Here is a 5,947-nt window from a genome sequence, read left to right as displayed (position 1 = left end):
GGCACCAGGCGCAGGAGGAGCACCGTCGCCTCCAGCACCGGCTCGTGCAGATCCGCAGGGATCAAGAGGCCACCTCCGCCGCGCGCAACGCCGGCAGCCGCATGAAGGACAAGTACGACAGCGACGCGCGCACCCTGGGAGCCAAGAACCTCGTGAGCTGGGCGGACGCCCAGCTCGGCCGCCGCGTGACCACCACCCGCCGCGAGGTCGAGCGCGCCGCCTCCACCGTGGAGTCCCTCGAGGTGGAGAAGGCGCTCGGTCGCTCCATCTTCGTCGACTATGTGCGGCCCCCCCACCCGCTGCTCTTCAGCGTCGACCTGCCCGGGCTGCACGCGGGCGAGGTGGAGCTGTTCGAGCGGTTGCGGCTCGACGTGCAGCGGGAGGATCGCATCCGCATCGAGGGCCCCAACGGCGCCGGGAAGAGCACCCTGCTGCGAGCCCTGCTCGCGCATGCGCGCGTGCCCCTGGAGCGTGTGCTGTACCTGCCGCAGGACCTGAGCACGGAGGAGGCCGAGGAGGTGCTCGACTCGGTGCGCGAGCTGCCCCCCACGGAGAAGGGCAGCGTGCTGTCCCTGGTCGCCGCGCTCGGGGTGGATCCGGATCGCCTGCTGGCGTCGGAGCAGCCCTCCCCCGGCGAGGCGCGCAAGCTGCTCATCGCGCGGGGGCTCGGGCAGCATGCGTGGGCGCTGGTGCTCGACGAGCCCACCAACCACCTGGACCTGCCGTCCATCGAGCGACTGGAGGCGGCCCTGCGCGAGTACCCGGGAGCCCTGCTGCTGGTGACGCATGACGCACACTTCGCGCGGCGGTGCACGTCCCTGCGCTGGCGGGTCCAGGAGCGGCGCGTGGACGTCGCCTCGGACTGAGCCGGGAGCGGCGGGCGAAAAACCGGAGGCAGAGGGTTGATTCCCGAACTTTTCTGCTCCATGACTCCGCGCCATTCGGCGGTCAGGGAGGCCCCCCCTCCTCGACCGCCGAGCTCTTCCACCTCCGCGAGTCTCCCGTGCTTCCCGCCCACACCCTCCTCTCCACCTTCCTGATGTTCCAGGCGCCCGCCCCCGCGCAGGCCTCCACGCCCGAGCAGGCCACCTCCGCCGAGCGCGCCGCCGCCGCCGCCGAGCGCGCCGCCGAGGCCGCCCAGCGCTCCGCCGAGGCCAACGCCCGCATGGCGGAGGCCATCGAGCAGCTCGCCCAGGGCATCGCGCGCTCGGTGCAACCCGCCGAGCAGCCCGGCGTGGAAAAGAAGGAGACCGCGACCGAGAGGAAGGAAGAGGCCAGGAAGGACGTCTGGGACGTGACGGTCGGCCTGGGCCTCATCTTCATCTCCGGCAATGCCTCCACCATCACGTTCAACGGCCTGGCCGCGGCGGAGAGCAAGACGGAGCACTGGATCTACGCCGTCAAGGCCACGGGCATTTACGGCCAGAGCCGCCCCCCCGAGACGACGGAGGAGCAGACGGAGTCGCAGGTGGTGGCGCTCAACGCGGCCCTGCAGCTGCGCGGGGATCGCCGCTTCAGCGAGAAGATCAGCGGCTACCTGCTGGGCGGCGTGGAGACGGACCACGTGAAGAGCGTGGAGGTGCGCGGCATCGGCGAGGCGGGTGTCGGCATCATCTGGTGGGATGAGAAGAAGAAGGACGGCGGCGAGGCCTACCTGCGCACGGACCTCGCCTTCCGCTACGCCCGCGAGACGCGCTTCCAGTACTACCCCTCGCGCATGGATCTGCCGGACGTGTCCCTCGGCGGTCCCCGCTTCGGCGTGGCCTTCCGCTACTCCCTCACCAAGGACGTCGCCTTCGTGGAGGAGGTGAGCGTGCTGCCCAGCCTCATCGAGGGCTCGCGCCTGCTCCTCGCCAACCAGACGCAGCTCAACGTGAAGCTCACCAAGGCGCTGGCCATCAACACCACCTTCCTCCTGCAGTACGACAGCGAGCCGGCCGAGGGGAAGGTGCCCACCGACACCTCGCTCGCCGCGAGCGTCGCGGTGTCCTTCTAGGACCGAGCGTACGCCCGCCGGGCTCGTGAGCAGGCGGGAGAGCGCGGCGGCGCGCGTCCCCGTGCCGCGTGGATAGCTTGGGCAGAGGTGCGAGGAGGCACCCTGCCCCATGAGACAAGTCACGCTTTATACGAAGACGTACTGCGCCTATTCCAAACGAGCCAAGGCACTCCTGTCTGAACAGGGCGTGGAGTTCGAGGACATCGACGTGACGGAGGACGAGGCCCGCTTCGCCGAGATGGTGGAGCGCACGGGGGGCGGCACGACGGTGCCCCAGATCTTCATCGCCGGGCGGCACGTGGGCGGCTTCACCGAGCTGGCCGAGCTCCACGAACGCGGCGAGCTGGATGCGCTCCGGGGCTCCGAGAACACGGCCTCCAGCCCCGCCTGAGCCCTCAGCCCTCGCTGCCCCGGTACCACGCCACCAGCTTCGCCAGCCCCTGCTCCAACGGCACCGAGGGACGGAAACCCGTCTCTCGCTCCAGCGCCGTCACGTCCGCGCACGTCACCTCCAGCTCCCCCGACAGCCCGGACCGCAGCTCCACCCAGGCCTTCATCCCGAGCTGCTCCTCCAGCAGGTCCACGAAGCGCGCCATCGACACCGGCGCGCCCCGGCCCACGTTCAGCACCCGGTAGGGGGACGTGTCCGCGGGCGGCTTGTCCAGCAACCGCACCAGCGCCTCCACCACGTCATCCACGTAGGTGAAGTCCCGCTGCATCTTCCCCTCGCCGTTCAGCACGATGGAGCGGCCCTCCTGCATCGCCCGGAGGAACAGCATCGGCGCCATGTCCGGCCGGCCCCAGGGGCCGTACACCGTGAACAGCCGCAGCCCCGTCACCGGCAGCCCGTACTGGTGGCTGTAGACGTGCGCCATCATCTCGTCCGCGCGCTTCGTCGCCGCGTAGAGGCTCACCGGGCGATCCGCGGGCGCCTGCTCCGAGAAGGGCACCGGCGTGCCCGCCCCGTACACCGAGCTCGACGAGGCGAACACCAGGTGCTCCACCCCCACCTGCCGGCAGAGCTCCAACACCTGAAGGAAGCCCGTGACGTTCGTCTCCGTGTAGTCCTGGGCCTCCGACGCCAGCGAGCGCACGCCCACCCGCGCCGCCAGGTGCACCACGCGCTCGGGCTTCGCTCCATCGAAGAGCTCCCGACAGGCCTTCACGTCGCGGATGTCCATCCGGTGGAAACCGAAGTTCGGCGCCGCCTTCAGCCGCGACAGCCGCGTTGCCTTCAGCGTCACGTCTCCCGACGTGTCCAGGTTGTCCAACCCGATGACGGTGTCCCCACGCGCGAGCAGTCGCTCACAGACGTGATACCCGATGAAGCCCGCCGCGCCCGTCACGAGCACCTTCATGACTCACTCCCATCGCGGATGAGACGCGTGGGGAGGAACACCCTCGCCCCACGCCCCTCTCCAAAGCAGGGGGGGACATAACAAAGAGTCCCTCAGTCCTCGATCTGCGTTTCCAGGAAGGGCCGCTGACGGTCGCGCCAGTCCCTGGAACTCGCGCCTTCCGAGATCAACCGACCCACGAAGAGCCCCGCCGCGCACGCGTGGTGCACGTTGTCGTGGACGAACAGTGCGCTCCGCCCCACCGGGTAGAGGCCCTCCACCCCACTCAATTCGTTCAACGCGCGATCCCGCACCGCGTCGAAGCCCTTGCGGTACAGCGGATAGGCCGTCGCCATGCGCCGCACCCGCGCCCCGAGGATCTCCACGCCCGCGAGCCCCGTTCGCTCCAGCGCCGGACGCACCCGCTCCGTGAGCTCCTCCGGCGACGCGCGCCAGATGGCATCTCCCACCGCGCACGGCAGATCGAAGCCCACCACCGTGCGCCCCGCTGGGCCCTCACCCCCCGAGAAGTTCTTGGCCTCGAAGAGCCGGTTCGCCGGGAGGCGCTCGTCCGCGAAGTAGTGCACGTCCTGCGAGGTGCCCCTGTCCCGCGCGAGTTCCAGGTACAGCAGTGTCAGCGCGCGGTAGCTCAGGCCCTCGGCGGCCTCGGGTCGCCCCGTCCACTCGCACAGCAGCGGCAGCGGCACCGTCGCCACCACCGACTCGGCCGGCAGCTCGCGCCCCTCCACCACCACGGCCCTCACCCGCCCCTGCTCCAGCACCAGCCCCTCGGCCGCCACTCCGCAGCGCACCTCGCCGCCAGCCCGCCGCAGGTTCTCCGCCAGGCCCTCCGCCAGCGCTCCGAAGCCGCCCTCCGGGTAGAAGTAGCGCCGCCCCGCCGACGAGCCTCCGCGCCCGAGCGCCGCGCGCACCATCGCCAGCGGGCCTCCCTTCTGCACCCGCGCCCGGCCGAGCGAGGCGTCCAGTTCCTCCGGTGGCAGGCCCCACACCTTCCGCGCCGCCGGCTCGTACAGCACCCGCGCCGCGTGCCGCCCCAACCGCCTCGCCGCCTCCGCGCCGAAGTGGCCGCCCTCCGGCGGACGGAGCTGCGCCGCCACCGCCGACAGCCCGTGCCTCACCACCTCGACGAGCCCCAACCCTCGGGCAATGCCCAGGAGCGACAGCGGGTACGGCAGCCTGCGCCCCCCCACGTGCACCATGCCGCTGCGCGCGCGCACCCGGAGCGTGCCGCCCAGGGCCGCCCGGTAGAGCTCCAGCACCTCGGGCCCCGCCGCGTGGTGCAGCCGGTGCGGGCCGTAGTCCACCTTGAAGCCCGCGAAGTCGAACGAGCCCGAGAGTCCGCCCACCTGCGCGGACGCCTCGAGCACCACCACCCGCCTGCCGGCCTGGACGAGCGCATGCGCCGCGGCCAGTCCCGAGGGCCCCGCGCCAATGACCACCGTCGCGCTCACCCCGCGCTCCCCACCGCTGGCAGCTTCAGTGACACGAGCGCCCTCGGCGCCCGGCCCGCGCGCAGCCAGCCGATGCCTCGCGCCACCGTGCGCCCCATCAGCCATGTGTCCCGCACCGGCCGCCACTTCGAGCGGCCCACGCGCGCGTGGTAGGCGATGGGCAGGAAGACGATGGGGTCCCCCGCCGCCGCCAGCGCCAGCGTCAGCGTCGTGGTGAGCGAGAAGCGATCCGGCAGCACCGGCGCGAGCGACAGCAGGTCCGCCGTGCGCAGCACCCGCAGGCCCGAGTTGAGATCCGGCGCCTCGAAGCCGCCCACCCAGCGCACCGCTCCCCGGAAGAGCGCCTTCACCGCCGAGCGCGCGAAGGGCTCCGAGTCCCCGAGCTTCGGGCGGGCGCCAATCGCCTGCCGGGCGCCGCCTCGTACCGCCGCCACCAGCGCGGGCAGCGCCGACTCCGGGTACGTCCCATCCGCGTCGATGAGCGCCAGCAGCGAGCCTCGCGCCTGGACGGCTCCGGCCTTGATCGCCGCGCCGTAGCCCACGCCCGTCAGCGTGAGCACCCGCGCCCCGGCCTCTCGCGCCACCGCGCCCGTGCCGTCCCGCGAGCCATCGTCCACCACGAGGATCTCATGCGACTCCCCCGCCAACGCCACACCCACCCGCCGCACCACCTCGGCGATGGCACCCACCTCGTCGCGAGCGGGGATGATGACGCTGATCATCCCGCCGCCGCCTCCGAGGCCGGCATCGGCCGCCACATCTCCCACAGCGGCCACAGCAGCATCGGCAACCAGCCCACCGTCGCCCCCACCACCGACACCGGCATCAGCCAGCCCCACTGCGGCCCCACGAAGCGCACCAGCAGCGGGGCCAGCAGGTGGACGAACGTGGTCACCGAGGCCAGGGTGATGACGCCCACCTTCAGCCGCGTGGACAGTGCCGTCAGCATGAACAGGTGCCCCACGATGAGCAGCACCACCGGCACGGTGAAGAGGTGGAAGTGGAACGTCTCCATCACCTGTCGCGCGGGCTTCTCCAGCCGCATGGGCGCGGCGGCCGGTGCCTCTCCAGGCAGCTCCAACGCCGGGCCCTCCGCGGGCAGCTCCAACGCCGGGCCTCCCGCCGCCTCCTCCGCCGGAGCG

At 72.0% G+C, this 5,947-nt stretch carries 7 protein-coding genes; 3 read left to right on the top strand and 4 right to left on the bottom strand.

The window, feature by feature from the left end; translation table 11 throughout:
- The 3 genes from VF697_RS11885 to grxC all read left to right on the top strand — a co-directional run.
- Positions 1-866 (top strand): ATP-binding cassette domain-containing protein (locus tag VF697_RS11885; protein WP_331094369.1); only part of this gene is annotated, 866 nt, incomplete at its 5' end.
- A 137-nt stretch (positions 867-1,003) separates the two neighbouring features.
- On the top strand, positions 1,004-1,996 hold the full coding sequence (locus VF697_RS11880; protein ID WP_331094367.1) for a DUF481 domain-containing protein: 993 nt from the start codon (positions 1,004-1,006) through the stop codon (positions 1,994-1,996).
- A 109-nt stretch (positions 1,997-2,105) separates the two neighbouring features.
- Positions 2,106-2,387 carry a glutaredoxin 3 gene (gene grxC / locus VF697_RS11875; protein WP_331094365.1) on the top strand — a complete coding sequence of 94 codons (282 nt, stop codon included), beginning with the start codon at positions 2,106-2,108 and terminating at the stop codon, positions 2,385-2,387.
- Positions 2,388-2,391: 4 nt separating this feature from the next.
- Here the strand turns inward: grxC and VF697_RS11870 are convergent, their stop codons facing one another.
- The 4 genes from VF697_RS11870 to VF697_RS11855 form a co-directional block, all read right to left on the bottom strand.
- Complete coding sequence (locus VF697_RS11870) at positions 2,392-3,354, bottom strand: NAD-dependent epimerase/dehydratase family protein (protein WP_331094363.1); 963 nt, start codon at positions 3,352-3,354, stop codon at positions 2,392-2,394.
- A 92-nt stretch (positions 3,355-3,446) separates the two neighbouring features.
- Positions 3,447-4,805, bottom strand: a complete 1,359-nt coding sequence (locus tag VF697_RS11865; protein ID WP_331094361.1) for a protoporphyrinogen/coproporphyrinogen oxidase — start codon at positions 4,803-4,805, stop codon at positions 3,447-3,449.
- On the bottom strand, positions 4,802-5,527 hold the full coding sequence (locus VF697_RS11860; RefSeq protein WP_331094359.1) for a glycosyltransferase family 2 protein: 726 nt from the start codon (positions 5,525-5,527) through the stop codon (positions 4,802-4,804). Before VF697_RS11860 ends, VF697_RS11865 begins: the two co-directional genes overlap by 4 nt.
- The coding region (locus tag VF697_RS11855) for a hypothetical protein (protein WP_331094358.1) at positions 5,524-5,947 on the bottom strand (424 nt) is incomplete at its 5' end. The genes VF697_RS11860 and VF697_RS11855, both read right to left, overlap by 4 nt.

It is taken from the genome of Archangium sp., from assembly GCF_036388035.1.
Taxonomy (GTDB): domain Bacteria; phylum Myxococcota; class Myxococcia; order Myxococcales; family Myxococcaceae; genus Archangium.
The sequence above is the reverse complement of the archived record's forward strand: the minus strand, read 5'-3'. Positions and strand labels throughout refer to the sequence as shown.

Bases quoted from the DNA above. Each gene is read 5' to 3' on its own strand.
- grxC (WP_331094365.1), top strand. From the start codon at position 2,106: ATGAGACAAGTCACGCTTTATACGAAGACGTACTGCGCCTATTCCAAA.
- VF697_RS11870 (WP_331094363.1), bottom strand. From the start codon at position 3,354: ATGAAGGTGCTCGTGACGGGCGCGGCGGGCTTCATCGGGTATCACGTC.
- VF697_RS11860 (WP_331094359.1), bottom strand. From the start codon at position 5,527: ATGATCAGCGTCATCATCCCCGCTCGCGACGAGGTGGGTGCCATCGCC.